This window comes from Rhizobium sp. S163, assembly GCF_030380805.1.
Classification (GTDB): domain Bacteria; phylum Pseudomonadota; class Alphaproteobacteria; order Rhizobiales; family Rhizobiaceae; genus Rhizobium.
Genome location: NZ_JAUDSA010000014.1, coordinates 301,014 through 320,087, shown reverse-complemented (window position 1 = coordinate 320,087; position 19,074 = coordinate 301,014). Strand labels below are relative to the sequence as shown.

General features: G+C 61.2%; 15 protein-coding genes. 8 read left to right on the top strand and 7 right to left on the bottom strand.

Annotation, left to right across the window (positions count from 1 at the left end; all coding sequences use genetic code 11):
• Window positions 1-8: 8 nt before the first annotated feature.
• Window positions 9-1,826 (top strand): EAL domain-containing protein, encoded by a 1,818-nt coding sequence (locus QTL96_RS14370; RefSeq protein ID WP_289728164.1) that lies wholly within the window; start codon window positions 9-11, stop codon window positions 1,824-1,826.
• Window positions 1,827-1,838: 12 nt separating this feature from the next.
• Here QTL96_RS14370 and QTL96_RS14365 read toward each other — a convergent pair whose 3' ends face one another.
• The 7 genes from QTL96_RS14365 to QTL96_RS14335 all read right to left on the bottom strand — a co-directional run bounded on the left by QTL96_RS14365 (window position 1,839) and on the right by QTL96_RS14335 (window position 10,433).
• Complete coding sequence (locus tag QTL96_RS14365) at window positions 1,839-3,560, bottom strand: glycerol-3-phosphate dehydrogenase/oxidase (protein WP_289728129.1); 1,722 nt, start codon at window positions 3,558-3,560, stop codon at window positions 1,839-1,841.
• A 58-nt stretch (window positions 3,561-3,618) separates the two neighbouring features.
• Window positions 3,619-5,148, bottom strand: coding sequence for an FGGY-family carbohydrate kinase (locus QTL96_RS14360; protein ID WP_289728128.1), 1,530 nt, complete (start codon window positions 5,146-5,148; stop codon window positions 3,619-3,621).
• A 7-nt stretch (window positions 5,149-5,155) separates the two neighbouring features.
• Complete coding sequence (locus tag QTL96_RS14355; RefSeq protein ID WP_210297336.1) at window positions 5,156-5,929, bottom strand: DeoR/GlpR family DNA-binding transcription regulator; 774 nt, start codon at window positions 5,927-5,929, stop codon at window positions 5,156-5,158.
• A gap of 190 nt (window positions 5,930-6,119) precedes the next feature.
• A complete protein-coding gene (locus QTL96_RS14350) occupies window positions 6,120-7,067 on the bottom strand; it encodes a D-ribose ABC transporter substrate-binding protein (protein WP_018896948.1) in 948 nt (315 codons plus the stop codon).
• 86 nt (window positions 7,068-7,153) lie between these two features.
• Window positions 7,154-8,206: an ABC transporter permease gene (locus QTL96_RS14345; RefSeq protein WP_047503584.1), complete on the bottom strand. Its 1,053-nt coding sequence runs from the start codon at window positions 8,204-8,206 to the stop codon at window positions 7,154-7,156.
• Between the two features lie 23 nt (window positions 8,207-8,229).
• The gene (locus QTL96_RS14340; protein ID WP_289728127.1) at window positions 8,230-9,780 is read right to left on the bottom strand and encodes a sugar ABC transporter ATP-binding protein; all 1,551 of its coding nucleotides are present in this window, start codon (window positions 9,778-9,780) and stop codon (window positions 8,230-8,232) included.
• Window positions 9,777-10,433, bottom strand: coding sequence for a DUF2291 domain-containing protein (locus QTL96_RS14335; RefSeq protein WP_112944110.1), 657 nt, complete (start codon window positions 10,431-10,433; stop codon window positions 9,777-9,779). The genes QTL96_RS14340 and QTL96_RS14335 overlap by 4 nt, the downstream gene beginning before the upstream one ends.
• Before the next feature lie 966 nt (window positions 10,434-11,399).
• On the opposite strand from QTL96_RS14335, the gene QTL96_RS14330 reads away from it, so the two are divergent.
• The 7 genes from QTL96_RS14330 to QTL96_RS14300 all read left to right on the top strand — a co-directional run bounded on the left by QTL96_RS14330 (window position 11,400) and on the right by QTL96_RS14300 (window position 18,987).
• On the top strand, window positions 11,400-12,953 hold the full coding sequence (locus tag QTL96_RS14330) for an FGGY-family carbohydrate kinase (RefSeq protein ID WP_289728126.1): 1,554 nt from the start codon (window positions 11,400-11,402) through the stop codon (window positions 12,951-12,953).
• 86 nt (window positions 12,954-13,039) lie between these two features.
• The gene (locus QTL96_RS14325) at window positions 13,040-14,554 is read left to right on the top strand and encodes a glycerol-3-phosphate dehydrogenase (protein WP_289728125.1); all 1,515 of its coding nucleotides are present in this window, start codon (window positions 13,040-13,042) and stop codon (window positions 14,552-14,554) included.
• Window positions 14,555-14,565: 11 nt separating this feature from the next.
• Window positions 14,566-15,498, top strand: coding sequence for a TIM barrel protein (locus QTL96_RS14320; RefSeq protein WP_289728124.1), 933 nt, complete (start codon window positions 14,566-14,568; stop codon window positions 15,496-15,498).
• Window positions 15,499-15,561: 63 nt separating this feature from the next.
• Entirely contained in the window at window positions 15,562-16,497 is a 936-nt protein-coding gene (locus QTL96_RS14315) for a sugar-binding transcriptional regulator (RefSeq protein WP_112972800.1), read from the top strand.
• A gap of 41 nt (window positions 16,498-16,538) precedes the next feature.
• Window positions 16,539-17,336: a triose-phosphate isomerase gene (locus QTL96_RS14310; protein WP_112822715.1), complete on the top strand. Its 798-nt coding sequence runs from the start codon at window positions 16,539-16,541 to the stop codon at window positions 17,334-17,336.
• A complete protein-coding gene (locus tag QTL96_RS14305) occupies window positions 17,333-17,788 on the top strand; it encodes an RpiB/LacA/LacB family sugar-phosphate isomerase (RefSeq protein WP_111565101.1) in 456 nt (151 codons plus the stop codon). The genes QTL96_RS14310 and QTL96_RS14305 overlap by 4 nt, the downstream gene beginning before the upstream one ends.
• Before the next feature lie 263 nt (window positions 17,789-18,051).
• A complete protein-coding gene (locus QTL96_RS14300; protein WP_354669138.1) occupies window positions 18,052-18,987 on the top strand; it encodes an alpha/beta hydrolase in 936 nt (311 codons plus the stop codon).
• Window positions 18,988-19,074: the final 87 nt, after the last annotated feature.

The following is a 19,074-nucleotide window of genomic DNA, read 5'->3' as shown; positions in this document are numbered from 1 at the left end:
GTGGGACAATCATGCTGACGCTGCAGAACGCCATTCTTGAAATGATCGCCAAAGGCGAACCGCTGAGCGCAGTCATCCATGCGCTGTGTGTACGCGTGGAGGCAGCGATCCCCTGGACGGTTTGTTCGGTGCTGGCGGTTAAGGATGGCCACATGCATCCGCTCGCCGGACCATCGCTGCCCCCGGCCTATTCTCAAACGATCGATAATCTGGCCATTGGTCCTCTCGCCGGCTCCTGCGGAACGGCCGCCTATCATGGCGTGCCGGTTACGGTGACCGACATCGAAAACGATGCCAGGTGGCAGGATTTCAAGGCTCTGGTTTTGCCACTCGGCTTCAAGGCCTGCTGGTCGACGCCGATCATGAGCGGCGATTGCGTTCTGGCGACCTTCGCGTTTTATTTTCGCGAGAAGCGGGGTCCCAGCCAACTCGAGCGCGATGTCGTCGACGCATGCGTCCATCTTTGCGCGATTGCCCTGGAAAGAAACGAGCGCGCGCTCGAGCGTGAAGCGCTCACCTATACCGATGCGCTGACCGGGCTGCCCAATCGTGCGCGATTTAACGAGGTTCTCAAACAGCAGCACCGATCCGCAGATCGGAGCTGGGGCATGTTGCTTGTTGATGTCGACAATCTCAAATTGGTCAACGATACATTCGGCCACGGAGCAGGGGATGCACTCATCCAGGTCGTCGCGCGCCGAATGGCGGCCACCATGCCTAGCGAAGCGACTTTCCGATTGGGCGGCGATGAGTTCGCCATCATCCTGCATGATGGTCCTGAGCCTGACCTTGCCGCAAAAGCAGAAGACATCGTGCGGGAGATCAAGAGGCCGGCTCAGTGCGATGGTCACGTGGTCTTTCCCGCCGCCAGCGTCGGCGGCGCGATCGCCGAGATCGACGAGACGCCCGAGCAGGTTCGGCACAATGCGGACGTGGCCCTCTATCACGGCAAGGAGCGCAACCGTGGTCAATATACGCCTTACCATACGGGGCTGGGGACTGCACTCACGCGGCGCTTCCGCGCCATTCGCGACGTCAGTGTGGCCCTGGCGCAAAACCGCATCGATGCTCATTATCAGCCAATCCTGCGCCTGGACACCCGCGAGATCGTCGGTTTCGAGGCGCTTTGCCGGATGACGACTGCGGCCGGGGAAGTCGTGTCGGCTGCGAATTTCCATGATGCGACACTGGACGCGCAGGTAGCGTCTGAGTTGACAGAGCGCATGCTGTCACGTGTTGCAGCCGATGTTCGCCACTGGCTCGATTTGGGCTTGCCGTTCCAGCATGTCGGCATCAATCTGTCGGCTGCGGATTTCCATGCCGGCCATCTTCAGGAGCGGCTGTGCAGCGCGTTCGCCGCAGCGGGTATCCCGCTGAAGCATGTCATCATCGAGGTCACCGAATCCGTCTACCTCGGCCAGGGCGATCATGTCGTGGCAAACGAGATCAAGGCCATGCGATCCAGGGGGCTGCGCGTTGCGCTCGACGATTTTGGGACGGGCTTTGCGTCTTTGACTCATCTTTTGACCGTTCCCGTTGACATCATCAAGATTGACAAATCTTTCGTCGATCGGCTCGTGCCCGGTGATGCAGGCGCGGTGATCATCGAAGGCCTAATGGGGATCACGGAGAAGCTCGGCATCCGTGTGGTCGCCGAAGGAATAGAAACCGAGATGCAAGCCGAACATTTGCGGGCGCTCGGCTGCATGCTGGGGCAGGGCTACCTGTTTCACAAGGCGGTCGACCGTCATTCGGCCGCCTGGCTATTGCGGGAGTTTGGTCAGCATTACAAGTCTGACGGGCAGGCGATGTCACGTCTCGCCTAGCAAAGCCTTGGATCAATCCGCGCGCTTGAGATCCTGCCCATGGAAATCGCGAAGGGTCGTCCTGACGTCATCGATTTCCGCTTCTGCGCGTGCCACATCCCAGTCAAGTGCTGCCGCCGCAACCTTAGCCATGTCCTTCAGGCCAGCCATCGTCAAGGCGCCTTCGATCGCGATCGTCGTCCGGCGAAGGACGATATCGGAGAGATGAACCACGAACTCTTTTCTGGCGATCCAGTCGATCTCGAGCAGACTGTAGTGTTCGGCATTCGAGAGCCGCTCGCTGTCGCGATGGGGTGATGTTGCAGCGTGGTCGAGGATCGCGGACGCCGTGGTCCCATATCGCGACAGGAGCGTATCGGCGCGTTTGATATCAATCCCGCTCTTTTGAACTGCGCCGTCAATCCAGGCCCGGCGCTGAGCGGCGTCACCAGGAAACTGCCGTCCGCCCCCGATTGCCAGCTGCTGCGTCGATTGGCGGCGTGGGCGCTGCAGCCGACTGAGCACGAGATCGGCGACTTCCTCGGAGAAGCCACGGAACGTCGTCCATTTTCCTCCGACCAGGGATACAACAGCGAAGGGACGCTCGGCTGTTGCTTCCAACACCGGCGCGGAGTGATCGCGGCTGATAAGGCCCGGCGAGGCGGCATCAGAGGCCGGCAGCGGGCGAATGCCGCTATAGGTGTAGACAACCTGGTCGCGGCTGAAGCGTAGCGAAGGGAGAAGGGAGCGCACGCTCTCGATGAAATATTCTATTTCCGTCTCCTCACACCGGACGTTTTCCGGGTCGCTCGCCGGAATGTCGGTCGAGCCGACCATGGCAAGTCCGAGATAGTCGTAGACAAGGCAGATGCGGCCGTCATCGGCCTCGAAGTAGATCATGTGGCCATTGAGGCTTTTCACCAGTTCGGGGTGGTCGAGCAGGATATGCGAACCTTTGGTGCCGCCGATCAGCTTGGTTGGCGCTTTGAGCGAGGCGTTGGCATGATCGATCCATGGTCCGGCGGCGTTGATGACCAACTTCGGACGAACAGAAAACGTCTCGCCATTGGCGCGCTTGAAGGTCAGCACGCCGTTTTCCGACGAGATCAGCGCCGTGAAGTTGGTCGCCAGCGCGTGCTCGTTGGCCTGCAGGCCGTCCGTCACGAGTTCGTAGACCAGGCGTTCCGGGCGGCTGATCTTGGCGTCGTAATAGATGCCACCCGCGACAATGGCGGGCGTGACATGCGGCATCTCCTTGAGCGCCTTCTTTTTGAGGAGAAAGCGATGGTTCGGCATCACCCGGTTGCGGGCGCCGAAGAAATCGTACATCCGCAGCCCGATCTTCACGAGGACTGCGCCGCGGCTGCGCGGTGCCGTGGTCGAGCCGGTCAACGTCCTGAGCGCCGCCCATATGCCTCGTGTCCATGAAAAAACGGGAATGAAGGTCGGAAGCGGCTCCACGCAATGCGGCGCGTTGCGCAGCAACAGATTGCGCTCCAGCGTCGATTGCGCGACCAGCCCAAACTCGCCGGTCTCGAGATATTTCAATCCGCCATGGATCAGTCGCGACGGGGCCGAGCTCGTGCCGGACCCGAAGTCTGCCTTGTCCACGATCAGGCAATCGATCCCCTGCACGCAAAGATCGCGGAATGTACCCGCGCCGTTGATACCCGCGCCGAGAATGACGACGTCAATGTCCTTGACTGCGCCGAGATCTTGGAAACGAAGCGTATTGGCGGCGGAAATATCGATCATCTGAAATTGTCCTGCTAATGTCATTTGCAAACCGTGCCCGGCGGGCGCGGTTCATATATCAAGCCGTTGGCTTGCCTGCGGTAAGCTTGCTGATCTTCGGCCAGATGGGCGCCATGGCATCGGCGATTTCGCGGAAGAGGTCGTACCGTTCCTGGTAGGCAGCACTTCGCGCAGCATCCGGATAGCAGCGGTGTGCGATGGCCGCCGTGTCGCGTGGATCGTGCCGAGGGCTTGCATAGAGACCGGCGCCAGCGCCGGCGCAAAGGGCAGCACCCCATGCCGCCGCTTCGTCGGTTTCCGTCACGGTCGCCGGCATGGCGAGGATGTCGGCAAACATCTGCACCACGCGCTTGTTGCGCGAGATCCCGCCGGCAAGGCGCGCTTCGCTGAAGGTGAAACCATCACGCAAGGCGTCGACATGAATGCGGTGATTGAAGGCGATGCCCTCCAGCACGGCGCGCAGCATGTCGCCGCGATTGTGCCAGCCGCCAAGGCCGAAGAAACCGGCGCTAGCGGCCGCGCCATAGGGCGAGCCGAAGAGATAGGGGTGAAAGAGTGCTGTCAGAGGACGCTCGAAGGCTGCCTCGATCTCCGGAGCAAGCAGTGCGTGCACCGAACCCCCGGATGCCTCGACGCTCTGGCGTTCGCTGGCGCAGAGCGTATCGAGGAACCAGTCGTAGTTGGCCGTCGACGCCGGGGAGATCGACATGTTGTTCCATTGGCCGGGCTCGATGGCGTTGCGGCAGAACCAGCGGCGGTCCATGCGCGGATGCGACGACAGCGTCTCGTTGATGGAATAGGTGCCGGCAATGACGGCAACCACGTCGTCTGCATAGCCGCCGGAGCCGAGCGCGGAGGCAGTGACATCGTGCAGGCCCGCAACGACGGGTGTCCCGACCGCCAGGCCGGTGCGCGCGGCCGTTTGAGCGGTCACATAGCCGATGATCTCGTCGGAACGCGAAATCGGCGGCAAGGCGGAGGCCATCTCCTCGACGCCGAACAATCGAAGGGCATCGAAATCATAGTCCTGCGTGCGGACATTGGTGAAGGAGGTGCTCGCCTCGGTGCGATCGGTGCCGATCACGCCGCTCAGGCAGAACCGCAGCCAGTCTTTGCACGACAGGACATGGCCGATCTCCTTGTAGCGAGCCGGCTCGTGCTTCTTGATCCAGGCAAGCAGTGCTGATGGCGCCGATACATGCGGAACCTGGCCGGTCAGTTCAAGGGCTTCGTCGGCCAGCGGGCTTTCAAGCCAAGCCTCGACGATATCGACCGACCGGCTGTCGAGCGACAGCAGCGCCCGGCCGAGAGGGGCGTTGGACTTGTCGGTGAGGTAGATGCCGTCGCCATGCGCGGTAGCCGCGATCGCGGCGATGTCGCTGGCCGGGCGTCCGCTGAGTTCGATCGCCTCGCGTATGGCATCGGCCGTCTGTGTCCAGAGTTCGTACATGTCGCGCTCGACATGGCGCGCATGCGGTATGAACTGGGTCACGCGGCGGCGGGCAACGGCGATCGGCGTTCCGTCGACGTCGAAGATCACGGCCTTGGTGACGGTGAGGCCGCTATCTATTCCAAGCAGACTTGGCATTCAGGCTTTACTCCGGCTGATGGGGTCGCAGACGCGCCTTGTCCTCTCGCGCGATGATCACGTTGATATCCCGTGATCGCATGCGGTCGATGTGGACGGCGGGCGTCTTGTCGTCGACGATGATGACGTCGAATTCGCTAAGGGCTGCGAAGCGATGCAGGGCGCGCCGCTCGAATTTGGTGTGGTCGGCCAGAAGGATGCGCTTGGCGGCGCAGTCGAACATGGCGCGTTTCGTGTCGACCATTTCAGGCGACTGGTGAAATACCAGATCGTCGGTGATCGCCGACATGGAGATGAAGGCGACGTCGGCGCGCAGACGGTGGATCTCGTTGACGGTAGTGCGGCCGACGAAGGCGTTGCACCAGTTGTAATATTGCCCACCGAGCGCCAGCAATGTCAGGTCCTGCATGCCCTTCAAAGCGTTGATCAGCGTCAGCGAGTTGGTGATCGCGGTGATCGGAACCTTCGCGGGCAGGTGGTCTGCCATCGGCAGTACGGTGGTGGAATCATCGAAGAAGATCGCCTGTCCCGGCTCGACGAACTGCATGGCGGCCGCTGCGATCATGTTCTTTTCCGCCGATTGTCGGCCGGAGCGGTAGACGTCGCTGGATTCGATCAGGCTGGAGGCGGCTGCCGTCACCACGCCGCGCGTCTTGCGAAACAGGCCGCGGCTGACGAGGTCGTCGACATCGCGATGCGCGGTCATGAGGCTGATGCCGAAGCGATCGGTCAGATCCTCGATCCGCATCTGTCCTTCCGCCATCACAGCCTCGGCAATCATCTGCCGGCGCACGAGCTGACGCGTCTGTCGGCTGTCGCTTGGAAATTCGTCGATGGGGAGCGCGCCTGCGCCTATCTTCTGTGTCACGATGGCCTCTGCGCTCTAACGACTGATGTGCGCGTTGTATCGCGAAGATACGCAACTGTGGAGGAAAAAGGGGGCGCCTCCTTAAGGCGTCCCCTTCCGTGTCTTACTGCTCGAGAACGAAGGGCGCCGTGTACTTGTCGACGTTGTCCTTGGTGATCAGCAGGCAATCGAAGAGCTGCTTTTCGCTCTTTGCGCCGGTACTGCCGTTCTTGATGACGTTGTCAGCCTGCTTGACGGCTTCTTCAGAGAAGACGGCGACTGGCTGCAGGACGGTGTACTGCAGGTCACCGGCCTTGATGGCGGCTACTGCGTCAGGCGAACCGTCAAAACCGCCAACCTTGACGTTTGCGAGCTTGCCGGCTTCCTTCAGGGCTGCAATCGCGCCAAGAGCCATTTCGTCGTTGCCGGAGATAACGCCGATGATGTCAGGGTTTGCCTGGAGCATCGACTGCATCTTGTTGTGGCCCTGGGTACGATCCCAGTTGGCGACTTCCTTGGCCGACTTCACGAGATCCGGATACTGGGTCAGGACCGATTCGTAGCCGTTGGAGCGGGTTGCGGCGTTGTTGTCGGAGGGGGAGCCGAAGAGTTCGGCATACTTGCCCTTGTCGCCGACAGCTTCAACCCACTGCTGCGCACCAATGGCTGCACCCTGTGCATTGTTGGAAACGAGCTGTGCCTTGGCCAGGCCTTCCTGGTTGATTTCAGCATTGACGAGGATGACCGGGATGCCAGCGGCAACGGCCTTCTTGACGGCGCCGACCGAACCATCGGCGTTTGCCGGGTCGAGGATGATGGCAACCGACTTGTTGGTGATCGCGGTGTCGATCAGGTTGCTTTCGGTGTTGGTGTCACCCTTGTGCGCGCCGACGGTTGCGGTGTAGCCGAGCTTTTCAGCGGTTGCCTTGGCAACGTTGCCTTCTGTCAGCCAGTAGGGGTTGGACGGATCGTTGACGATAACCGTCATCAGGCCCTCTGCCCATGCGGAGCTTACGAAGATCGGCGCTACAGCAACAGCTGCCAGAAGAACGCGCATGCCCTTTTTAAACATAGTCTCTCTCCCATTGATGAGTTCGTGTGGTGCCGGCTTCCCGGCGGTGCTTTCCGCGTTGTTGCGGAGAAGGTCTGCAGCGTGCGTCAGGAGGATTTAACCCGACGCCCGTATTGGATGCTGTTCATGAGAACGGCGAGAACGATGACCGCGCCGGTGAAGACAGTCTGCCAGTATGCCGAGACGCCGATGATCACGAGGCCGTCCGACAGGAAGCCGATGACGAAGGCGCCGAGCATGGTGCCGCGTACGGTCCCCCGTCCGCCGGTGAGCGCGGCACCGCCGATGACCACGGCAGCAATCGCCGTCAGTTCATAGGTGGTGCCGGCGGTCGGACCGGCGGACGTCAGCTGGGAGGAAAGGACCAGGCCGGCAATGGCCGCGCAGACGCCGGAGAACACGTAGACGAGGATCTTGACGCGCTTGACGGGAACGCCCGACAGTTCTGCAGCGCGTTCATTGCCACCGGACGCATAGAGCCAGCGACCGAAAGCGGTCTTGCTGAGCACGATTCCGCAGATGATGGCGAGAGCTGCAAGCACGAGCACACCGATCGGAATGCCGCCGAGACGGTTGAAGCCGAGCCAGTCGAAGCCGGTATTGCCGAGTTCGGGGCGACCGCCAAGATTGTTATAGGTCAGACCGTTCGTCATCAGAAGCGCGATGCCGCGAGCGACGTATAGAACGCCGAGCGAGGCGACGAAGGCCGGAACCTTGAGATAGGCGATCAGCACGCCGTTGACGGCGCCAACAAGCGCACCCATCGCGCAGGTCAGGACCACGACCGCCCAGACCGGCGTGTAGAGGATGACGCCGAAGGTGGGAAGCTGCACGCCCTGCATCAGGAAGCCGGCGATACAACCGGCGAGACCCAGCGTAGAGCCTACCGAAAGGTCGATGCCGCCGTTCAAGATGACGAGCAGCATGCCGATCGCCAAGATCCCGAAGATCGCCACGTGCGAGGCCATGATCAGGAAGTTGTTGAGGCTGAAATAGTAAGGCGACAGGAAGGAGAAGACCGCGATGATGACGATCAGCGCGAAGAACGCGCGACCTTCCAGCAGCAGGCGAATGATATTGAAATCCCGCCGTGGCCCGTTCGAAACCGTCTTTTTGTCGTTTGCTTCAGTGACTGACATAATCAGTGCTCCATAATTCCGGGCTAGTGCGCGACCACTGCTTCGCCAGAGGCGGCCATGATCTTTTCCTTGGTGACGTCAGAGCTGAACTCGGCGGAAATCTTGCCGCGATGCATGACGATGATGCGATGTGCGATGCTCAGGCATTCGGCGACCTCCGAGGTGGAGTAGATCACCGCCAGCCCCTGCTTGGCGCGTTCGGCCAGAAGCTTGAACACCTCGGCCTTGGCGCCGATGTCGATGCCTCGGCTCGGCTCGTCGAGCAGGATGACCTTCGGATGCGTCGCCAGCATCTTGCCGATAACGACCTTCTGCTGGTTGCCGCCGGACAGCGATCCGATGGCGGCCGCGCCACCGTCGGTCTTGATGTGAACCTTACGGATCGAATCCGTGACCAGTTCGCGCTCGCGGCCACCCGAGGTGAAGAGCCCCCTGGTGAAAGCGCCGATGCTGGCAAGCGACAGGTTGGTGCCGACAGTCATCGTCTGCACCAGACCGTCGCGCTGGCGGTCTTCGGGCACGAGGCCGAGGCCACTTGCGATCCGGTTGGCAATGCTAAGGCCGGCGACGTCCTGGCCTTCGAGAAGAATGTGCCCGCCGCTGGCGTGCAGGCGTCCGGCCACGCATTCGAGAAGCTCGGTACGTCCGGCGCCCATAAGGCCATAGATGCAGACGATCTCGCCAGCGCGCACATCGAGCGACAGGCGGTCGACCGCGTTATAGGCAGCACCGGAAGGGCCGGGAACGGTGAGTTCCTTGATCGACAGCGCAACCTTGCCCATCTCGTAGCAATCAGGCGGGCTGCCGAGGTCGAAATTCTCGCCCACCATGTTGCGGACGATCCATTCGAGATCGATGTCCTTGCGTTCGGCATAGGCTGTCATGGTGCCGTCGCGCAGAACCACTGCATGATTGGTGATCTGCAGCGCCTCTTCGAGGTGGTGCGAGATATAGACGATCGATACGCCGCGGCTGGTGAGGTCGCGGATGACCTTGAAGAGCACTTCGACTTCGGTGGCGCTGAGCGCAGACGTCGGCTCATCCATGATCAGGATACGCGAATTAACCGACAGTGCACGGGCGATTTCCACGATCTGCTGCTGGCCGAGGCGGAGATCCTCAACGGGGGTCAGCGGATCGATGTCCTCTTCCAGCTCTTCGAGCAGCGCGCGGGTCTGACGCTCTTCTTCGGCGAAATCGACGGTTCCGGCCGTGATGATCTCGCGCCCCATGAAGATATTGTCGCGGACGCTCAAGTTGGGCGCCAGGCTCAGTTCCTGGTGGATGATCGAGATGCCGCATTCGCGGGCATGCGTTGACGACACGAAGTTGACGGTCTGTCCGTCGAGGATGATCTCACCCGATGTCGGGCGCACGACACCCGACAGGATTTTCATCAGCGTTGACTTGCCGGCACCATTTTCGCCGAACAGCGTGGTGACCTGGCCGCGATGGATGTCGAAGTTCACGCCCTTGAGGGCCTGCACGCTGCCATAGGTCTTGGCAACGTTGCGGGCGCTGAGGACGACCTCACCGATCTCACCTTTGATCTGGCGTTGGCTTGCCTGGCTCATTTGACTTCAACCTTGACGGGGGTGACGAGCCAGTTCTTCGGGTTGATGAGCTTGAAGACGCCTGTGACAGTGACCGTCTTGCCGGTCAGCTGAGCGGGGTCGATGCTTCCGAGTACTGCCTTCTTCATCTCGTTGTTGATTGCCGAACCGGCGTCCTGGTACTCAATCTGATTGGTGAACTGACCGAACTCGATTGCGCCCGTTGCATCGCGTAGATCGGTGCCGTTGATAGCTGGACCGGTCTGCATGCGAATGACGACTTCGGGAGGCAGCCCATCAACCTTCACTTCGTTAATGTTGCCCTTGCGCTCGCCGACGACGCCGGTAAACGACACAGGCAGAACCGGGCCGGTGGTCGTTGCGACGCCGTATTTCTCGCCCGCTGCCTTCTTGTCGGCGAGGGCGGCCGGTGCAAGCTCGGCAGCTGGGACCGCGCGCTTCTCGACATCAGCCGCGATCTTCGGGAACTGCTCCACGCCGTAGGTCTGCGAGGAGAACGCCTGCTGGCGCACGTCGTTTTCGGAGCCGATATGGACAACCTTTGTGTCCAGCGCGATCGCACCGACGACAACCACGACCGCCGCAATGCCGACCGCGATTTTCAGTTTGCCGCTCTTTGGCTGGGAAGCCGCGTAGTCCGTTTCTATGCTCATTTTCTGACAACCTTCGGCGCTAGGCCGGATTTCCTGTTGAGGGAAGGAAAGGGGATAAAGGATTATCGACGCCGCGACCTGTCGGTGGGGCGACAATCCAGTTTTCTGGCCAGTTCTCTGGTCAGTGTCTTGGTCGGCGCGTTGGTTAGGGAGTAGGCGAGTATGCCGGCAAGCGGCGGTCGCGCGTCGGGGCAAAAGTGCTGGCGTGACGCCAAGCCATATCCGGCAACAGAATTTCGCACCGTCGTGATCCTCCTCAATAACCCGGCGTTTGTTTCTCCTCCAACCGCCGGGCGCGTCACGCAGATACCGTGAAAGCCCGTAAGCTATGGTATCGCCGTGTTATCAATGGCAGTAAACATGTTATAAAGATTGCACCTTGTCAATCGGCCATTCGGTGGCGATTTCGATTTTCGCCGATGTTTGTAGACTCTGAGGATGATCGCATATGCGCCCGGTAAAGGCGTCTACAAGGCAACATTTTGTATTGCCTCGCATTCTTGTTTCGCGTGCTCGGTCCAAGCTCACGTGATCACAAGATATTGATATATATATTTTTATTAGAGTCGCTGGATGACATGCGCGTCGGTGCGGTGAGGCGCGATCGATTCACTTGCATGATGGCATTCAGCCGAACGCATCGCGCACCATGTCCATTTGATGATCGCCATTATATCTGAAAAAAATTGCGACGACAGAAAAAAAATTCATTTGCGGTGATAAGTTTGTGTTATATTCTTAGTGACACGAAATTCGGCGCTTGCCGGTTTCCGGTTGCTGTCCAATGTGAGGTCTTTCAGTCTGGTCTCGCGAGGAGCAATCGCAATGCGACGTACTTGCCTGAATGGCGGCGCTTGGCGCGGTCCGTCGGCGGTCGTCTGGGAGGAGTGATCATGAATGGGATGAGGATGCCGTATTCAGCGGCATGGATTATCGCGGGAATTGTCGTAGCCGACGAGGCTTTCGATGTCTGAACGTGGACAGATCATTATCGGTATCGATGCCGGGACCTCGGTGATCAAGGCGGTTGCCTTCGAGCTTTCCGGGCGCCAGATCGCGTCCGCTTCGGCGCGCAATCAATATGCGACGGGCGATGACGGTTCGGCGACGCAGTCTCTGACGCAAACCTGGGCCGACTGCGTGACCGCATTGCGCGGCCTCAGCGACAAGGTTGCGAGCCTTGCTGAGCGCACCGCGGCCATTTCCGTGACAGGGCAGGGCGATGGCACATGGCTCGTCGGTGCCGGCAACCGGCCGGTTGGCGATGCCTGGCTCTGGCTTGATGCCCGGGCGGCTCCCACTGTCACACGGCTTAGCGCTGGCGCCGGCAATCGCGCGCGTTTCGAAGCGACCGGCACCGGCCTCAATACGTGCCAGCAGGGTGCGCAAATCGCCCATATGGACCGCAATCAGCCCGAGCTTCTCGATCGCGCGGAAGTCGCGCTTCATTGCAAGGACTGGCTTTATCTCAATCTTACGGGCATCCGCGCCACCGATCCGTCGGAAGCGAGTTTCACCTTCGGCAATTTCCGCACGCGGCAATATGACGACGCGGCGATCGATGCGCTGGGCTTGTCGCGCCGCCGTTCGCTGCTGCCTGAAATCATCGATGGCACCGAGGTCACTCATCCGCTTTCCGCTGATGCGGCGCGGGCCTGTGGGCTTCTTGCCGGCACGCCGGTCAGTCTCGGCTATGTCGATATGGTGATGACAGCACTTGGCGCCGGCGTGCGCAGCGCGGGTCAGAATGCTGCCTGCTCGACTATCGGCTCCACCGGCGTTCATATGCGCGCCAAGGCAGTGGCCGACGTGCAACTCAATGCCGAGGGCACTGGTTATGTGATCGCCTTGCCAATGCCGGGGATCGTCACCCAGGTGCAGACCAATATGAGCGCCACGATCAACATCGACTGGCTGCTGCAGATGGCCGGCTCGCTGATGGCCGACGGTGGAAAGACCGTGTCTCATGCCGATCTGATCGCCCGCATCGACAGCTGGTTCGCCGAAAGCCGGCCCGGTTCAGTGCTCTATCACCCCTATATCTCGGATGCCGGCGAGCGCGGTCCATTCGTCAATGCCGCGGCTCGAGCTGGGTTCACCGGTCTTTCCATGCGCCACGGCTTTGCCGATCTGTTGCGCGCCGTCGTCGAGGGTCTCGGCATGGCGACCCGCGATTGCTACGCGGCGATGGGCGATATGCCTGAAGAACTCCGGATCACCGGCGGGGCGGCACGTTCGCGGGCGCTGCGTGGGTGCCTGTCGGCGGCGGTCAATGCGCCAGTCAGGGTGTCTCGGCGCGAAGAGGCCGGTGCCGCAGGCGTCGCGATGATGTCGGCGGTTGCGATTGGCGCCTACCGCAACATGGATGATTGCATTGCCGAATGGGTGACGCCGCTTCTTGGCGAGGCTGAAGCGCCCGACAGCGAGCAGGCCGAGCGCTTCGAGCGCCTGTTCAAGGCCTACGTGATGGTGCGCGAGGCGGTCGCGCCCGCCTGGGATCAGCTGGTCGCCACGCAATAGACGGAAATCCCGCGCCGGGCCGCGACTGATGCGCGGCCGCGCTGAATGAATGTGTTGATGCACAAAGCATCCGAAGGAGCATGTTGATGACTGAGTCCGGAATGGTGGATCTGTTCGTGATCGGTGGCGGGATCAATGGTGCCGGCATCGCGCGTGATGCGGCGGGCCGTGGCCTGAAGGTCGTTCTGTGTGAGAAGGACGATCTGGCGCAGGGGACATCGTCGCGCTCAGGCAAGCTGGTCCATGGCGGCCTGCGCTATCTCGAATATTACGAATTCCGGCTGGTACGCGAGGCGCTCATCGAGCGCGAGGTGCTGCTCAACGCCGCCCCCCACATCATCTGGCCGATGCGCTTCGTGCTACCGCACTCGCCGCAGGATCGCCCGGCCTGGCTCGTCCGTCTCGGCCTCTTCCTTTACGATCACCTCGGCGGCCGCAAGAAGCTCCCGGGCACCCGCACGCTCGATTTGCGCCGTGACCCCGAGGGTACGCCTATCCTCGATCAATATACCCGTGGCTTCGAATATTCCGACTGCTGGGTCGACGATGCGCGTTTGGTCGTGCTCAACGCAGTCGATGCCGCCGAGCGTGGCGCCGAGGTGCTGACCCGCACGGCAGCCATCTCCGCTAGGCGCGAGAATGGCGGCTGGAGCATCACCACCAAGAACAGCGTCACCGGTGAAACCCGCAATTTCCGCGCCCGCTGTATCGCCAATGCTGCGGGCCCCTGGGTGTCCGATGTCATCGGTCGCGTGGCCGGTGCCAACAGCAGCCGCAATGTCCGGCTGGTCAAGGGCAGCCATATCATCGTGCCGAAGTTCTGGGCGGGGTCCAACGCCTACCTCGTGCAGAACCACGACAAGCGCGTAATCTTCATCAATCCCTATGAGGGCGACAAGGCCCTGATCGGCACGACCGATATCTCCTACGAAGGCCGGGCCGAGGATGTCGCAGCCGACGAGAAGGAAATCGAGTACCTGCTCACCGCCGTCAATCGCTACTTCAAGGAAAAGCTCCGCCGTCAGGATGTGCTGCACAGCTTCTCCGGCGTGCGCCCCCTGTTCGACGACGGCAAGGGCAATCCGTCAGCCGTGACGCGCGACTACGTCTTCGATCTCGAAGAGACCGGCAACGCGCCGCTTCTCAATGTCTTCGGCGGCAAGATCACGACCTTCCGCGAGCTTGCCGAGCGCGGTATGCAGCGCCTGAAGCATATCTTCCCGCACATGTCGGACAATTGGACGGAACACGCAGCGCTTCCGGGCGGCGATATGCCGAAGGCCGATTACGAGACCTTCTTCAATGGCCTGAAGGAAACCTATCCCTGGATGTCACGCACGCTTGCCGGTCACTACGGCCGCCTGTATGGCACCCGCACCCGCAAGATCGTTGGCAATGCAACGGGTCTCGAAGGCCTTGGCCGTCACTTCGGTGGCCATCTTTATGAGGCTGAGGTTCGCTATCTCGTTGCGAGCGAATGGGCGCTCACCCCCGAGGACGTGCTTAAGCGGCGCACCAAGCACTATCTGCACCTGACCGAGGCCGAGCAGGTCGCCTTTGCCGATTGGTTCGCCGGCGCGAATCTCGTTGCGGCCGCCTGAGGATACCGATCATGGCATTGACCCTTTCCTTGAACACCAATCCGCTCGTCAATCGTTTCGCCGAGCCTGATGACCTGATCGAAACCGTGGCGCGGGATTTGCGCATTCGTGACCTGCAGCTCACCCACGAATTCATCAATCCGAGCTGGCAAGCGCCCGTCATCCGCAGGCTGACCCGCGACATGTCCGCAGCACTCCAGCGCACCGGCGTCCGGGTGACCTCGGGCATGACCGGGCCTTACGGCCGGCTCAATCATTTCGGTCATCCAGATGCAGATGTTCGTCGCTACTATGTCGACTGGTTCAAGACCTTCGCCGATATCACCGCCGATCTCGGCGGGATTTCGGTTGGAACGCAGTTCGCGATCTTCACCTACAAGGATTTCGACGATCCCGCGCGGCGCGAGGAGCTGATCAAGATCGCCATCGACTGCTGGGCCGAGGTTGCCGAGCACGCCAAGTCGGCTGGTCTGTCATACGTGTTCTGGGAGCCGATGAGCATCGGCCGCGAATTTGGCGAGACAATCGCCGAGTGCATGAAGCTGCAGGACCGTCTGAGCGCCGCCAGCATGGCCGTGCCGATGTGGATGATGGCCGATATCGACCATGGGGACGTGACCTCGAGCAACCCTGATGATTTCGAACCCTATGCGTGGGCGCGTGCCGTGCCCAAGGTCTCGCCGATCATCCACATCAAGCAGAGCCTGATGGACAAGGGGGGGCATCGGCCCTTTACGGCCGAGTTCAACGCCAAGGGCCGCATCCAGCCGCCGGAGTTGCTCAAGGCATTTGCCGAGGGCGGGGCCAAGGATAACGAGATCTGCCTTGAGCTGTCCTTCAAGGAACGTGAGCCGAACGACCGCCAGGTGATCTCGCAGATCGCCGAAAGCGTCGCGTTCTGGGCCCCCCACATCGACACCGGCGTCGCCGACCTGCATATCTGAGCGAAAGGCGAATCAAAAAAAGAGGCGGGATATGCGCGTGGGAAAATCGGGAGAAGACTGTCGATGAACGATCCGGAAGAATCACTTGCGGTGCGAGCCGCCTGGCTGCATTACGCTGGCGGATTGACGCAGTCCGAGGTGGCCAAACGTCTTGGACTGCCCTCGGTGAAGACGCACCGCCTGATCGCGCGCGCCGTGGCCGAAGGTGTCGTCAAGATCAGCATCGAAGGCGACATCATCGAATGCGTGGCGCTGGAGAACAGCCTGTCTGAGCGTTTCGGCCTGCAATATTGCGAAGTGACGCCCTATGTTGGTGAAGACGAGTCGATCTTTCGAACACTTGGCCTTGCCGGCTCCAACTTCCTGAAGCGCGAGATCGAGCGCGGCGACAATACCGTGATCGGGCTTGGCCACGGACGCACGCTGTCGACCGCAGTGCATCTTTTGCCGCGCGTCTCCGCCCGTGACCTGCGCTTCGTCTCGCTCCTCGGCGGCTTGACCCGAAACTACGCGGCCAACCCCTACGACGTCATGCACCGCATCGCCGAAAAGACCGGCATGCCGGCCTATGTCATGCCCGTTCCGTTCTTCGCCAATACGGCTGAGGACCGCGAGGTGCTGTTGGCCCAGCGTGGCGTGAAGGAAGTGATGGACCTTGCAAACACCGCCACGCTCAAGCTGGTCGGGCTCGGTACGGTCGACACGCATGCGCAGCTTGTGCAATCGGGCATGATCGAGGCGCGCGAGATCAAGGAAGTGGCGGCTGCCGGCGGTGTCGGTGAAATCCTCGGCTACTTCTTCGATGCCAACGGCCGCATTCTCGACACCGCGCTGACCGAGCGAACGCTCTCGGCCAACCTGCCGCAGCCGAGGACGGAGCGGTTGGTGGCGCTTGCCGGTGGCGGCGGCAAGGTTGAGGCGATCCGCGCGGTTCTGCGCAGTGGCAGCCTCCACGGGCTTATTACCGACGAACGCACGGCCGAAGCGCTTCTGCGCTAGCCGGATGATCAGATAGATGACGATAGGGAATAGGATTGCAGATGGCCAACTCACCGCGTTTCTGGATCGGCACCAGCTGGAAGATGAACAAGACGCTTGCCGAGGCGCAGAGCTTTGCGAGCGGCCTGAAGGCCGCGGATGGCGCGCGCGATCCGCGCATCCAGCGTTTCGTCATTCCGCCCTTCACGGCGGTGCGCGAGGTCAAGGCGATGCTGGCCGAGACTTCCGTCAAGGTCGGTGCGCAGAACATGCACTGGGCCGACGACGGCGCATGGACCGGCGAGGTGTCGCCGGTGATGCTCAAGGACTGCAACCTCGACATCGTCGAACTCGGTCACTCCGAGCGGCGGGAGTTCTTCGGCGAGACCGACGAAACCGTTGGGCTGAAGACCGAAGCGGCCGTCCGTCATGGTCTGATCCCGCTCATCTGCATCGGCGAGACGCTGGCCGACCGCGAGAGCGGCCGTGCCGCCGAGGTACTTGCAACCGAGGTTCGCGGCGCACTTTCCAAGCTGACTGGCGCGCAGAAACAAGCCGAGATCCTGCTGGCCTACGAGCCGGTCTGGGCGATCGGCGTCAACGGCATTCCGGCGACGGCTGAATATGCCGATCAGCGCCAGGCCGAAATCATCGCTGTTGCCGAGCAGGTGCTGGGTCGTCGTATTCCTTGCCTCTACGGCGGCTCGGTCAACCCCGGCAATTGCGAAGAACTCATCTCAAGCCCACATATAGACGGACTTTTCATCGGACGTTCGGCCTGGAACGTCGAAGGTTATCTCGACATCCTGGCGAAATGCGCCGCCAAACTTGACGCAAAACTCGAAGGAGAAAAAGCATGAAACTGGCGATTGCAGGAGACAGCGCGGGCGAAGGCCTCGCCAAGGTTCTCGCCGACCATCTGAAGGATCGCTACGAAGTGTCGGAAGTCTCACGCACTAGCGCGGGCGCCGATGCATTCTACGCCGGCCTTTCGGATCGCGTGGCGTCGGGCGTCATCGATGGCACCTATGACAAGGCAATTCTTGTCTGCGGCACCGGCATCGGCGTTTGCATTTCCGCCAACAAGGTCCCCGGCATCCGCGCCGCGCTGACGCACGACACCTATTCCGCCGAGCGCGCTGCACTGTCGAACAATGCCCAGATCATCACCATGGGTGCGCGCGTTATCGGACCTGAACTCGCCAAGGCCATCGCCGATGCGTTCCTGGCGCAGACCTTCGACGAAAACGGCCGCTCCGCCGGCAACGTCAAGGCGATGGACGAACTCGACGCGAAGTACAATCAGCGTTGATTGAATAAACCATACGGCCCGCGCCTTGCGGGCCGTACCTCCATGAGCGCGTTGACCAGGTCCGCGTTCATCGCGCAGCGGCCTTGCGCCGGCTGCCACGTTTCTCCACACGAATATCCAAACGCCACTGAAAACGACAATCGCCAGCCGCGTCGTTTCCATAAGCTCTTGACATCAAAGGGCGGCGAAGCCGGCTCTGATGATTTGAGACGGAGCGCCCTGTGGCACACGAATTTTCATTCCCGCTTTCTCGCCGCCAAGCAATGCTTGCCGGAGCAACGATTTCATTCGCGATGGCCACACCGGCCTTTGCCGCCAAGCAAAAGACACCACACACTGCAAAAGGAGCAACTCCCATGACCGGGAATTTTGTGAAGACAAAAGACGGCGTTGAAATCTTCTTCAAGGACTGGGGTCCGAAGGACGCCCAGCCAATCGTTTTCCACCATGGCTGGCCGCTTTCATCCGACGATTGGGACGCACAGATGCTCTTCTTCGTCAGCAAGGGCTATCGCGTCATCGCCCACGATCGTCGCGGCCACGGCCGCTCCGCCCAGGTAAGCGACGGTCATGACATGGACCACTACGCCGCCGACGCGTCCGCCGTTGCCGAACACCTTGATCTGCGCAACGCCGTCCACATTGGCCACTCGACAGGTGGTGGCGAGGTCGCTCGCTATGTCGCCAAGTATGGTCAGCCGCAGGGACGTGTCGCCAAGGCCATTCTGGTCAGCTCGGTTCCTCCGTTGATGCTGAAGACGCCAGCCAACCCCAATGGCACGCCGATGGAAGTCTTCGACGGCTTCCGCACGGCGCTGGCCGCCAATCGCGCCCAGTTCTACGTCGACGTCGCCACCGGCCCCTTCTACGGGTTCAACCGGCCTGGCGCCAAGGTCTCCCAGGGTGTGATCAACAACTGGTGGCGGCAAGGCATGATGGGCTCGGCCAAGGCGCACTATGACGGCATCAAGGCATTTTCGGAAACGGACCAGACGGAAGATCTGAAGGCGATCACTGTGCCGACGCTGGTGTTGCAGGGCGATGACGACCAGGTCGTGCCCTACAAGGACGCCTCGCTGTTGCAGGCGAAGCTTCTGAAAAACAGCACGCTGAAGGTCTATCCCGGTTTATCGCACGGCATGCTGACCGTGGATGCCGATGTGATCAACCCCGATCTGCTTGCTTTCATCAAGGGTTGATCGCCCATTGATCGATCACCGTGGCGTGCGTGGACGACTCATCTCGTCGGTCACGTACGCCCCGGTGCGAAATTTGGCTTTGCCGGA

What these genes read in the sequence shown, in the direction of transcription:
- QTL96_RS14305 (WP_111565101.1), top strand. Translation starts at nt 17,333, where the DNA reads ATGAAACTGGCGATTGCAGGAGACAGCGCGGGCGAAGGCCTCGCCAAG.
- QTL96_RS14345 (WP_047503584.1), bottom strand. Translation starts at nt 8,206, where the DNA reads ATGTCAGTCACTGAAGCAAACGACAAAAAGACGGTTTCGAACGGGCCA.
- QTL96_RS14340 (WP_289728127.1), bottom strand. Translation starts at nt 9,780, where the DNA reads ATGAGCCAGGCAAGCCAACGCCAGATCAAAGGTGAGATCGGTGAGGTC.
- QTL96_RS14320 (WP_289728124.1), top strand. Translation starts at nt 14,566, where the DNA reads ATGGCATTGACCCTTTCCTTGAACACCAATCCGCTCGTCAATCGTTTC.
- QTL96_RS14310 (WP_112822715.1), top strand. Translation starts at nt 16,539, where the DNA reads ATGGCCAACTCACCGCGTTTCTGGATCGGCACCAGCTGGAAGATGAAC.
- QTL96_RS14330 (WP_289728126.1), top strand. Translation starts at nt 11,400, where the DNA reads ATGTCTGAACGTGGACAGATCATTATCGGTATCGATGCCGGGACCTCG.
- QTL96_RS14360 (WP_289728128.1), bottom strand. Translation starts at nt 5,148, where the DNA reads ATGCCAAGTCTGCTTGGAATAGATAGCGGCCTCACCGTCACCAAGGCC.
- QTL96_RS14315 (WP_112972800.1), top strand. Translation starts at nt 15,562, where the DNA reads ATGAACGATCCGGAAGAATCACTTGCGGTGCGAGCCGCCTGGCTGCAT.
- QTL96_RS14350 (WP_018896948.1), bottom strand. Translation starts at nt 7,067, where the DNA reads ATGTTTAAAAAGGGCATGCGCGTTCTTCTGGCAGCTGTTGCTGTAGCG.
- QTL96_RS14300 (WP_354669138.1), top strand. Translation starts at nt 18,052, where the DNA reads ATGCTTGCCGGAGCAACGATTTCATTCGCGATGGCCACACCGGCCTTT.
- QTL96_RS14335 (WP_112944110.1), bottom strand. Translation starts at nt 10,433, where the DNA reads ATGAGCATAGAAACGGACTACGCGGCTTCCCAGCCAAAGAGCGGCAAA.
- QTL96_RS14355 (WP_210297336.1), bottom strand. Translation starts at nt 5,929, where the DNA reads ATGATTGCCGAGGCTGTGATGGCGGAAGGACAGATGCGGATCGAGGAT.
- QTL96_RS14365 (WP_289728129.1), bottom strand. Translation starts at nt 3,560, where the DNA reads ATGATCGATATTTCCGCCGCCAATACGCTTCGTTTCCAAGATCTCGGC.
- QTL96_RS14325 (WP_289728125.1), top strand. Translation starts at nt 13,040, where the DNA reads ATGACTGAGTCCGGAATGGTGGATCTGTTCGTGATCGGTGGCGGGATC.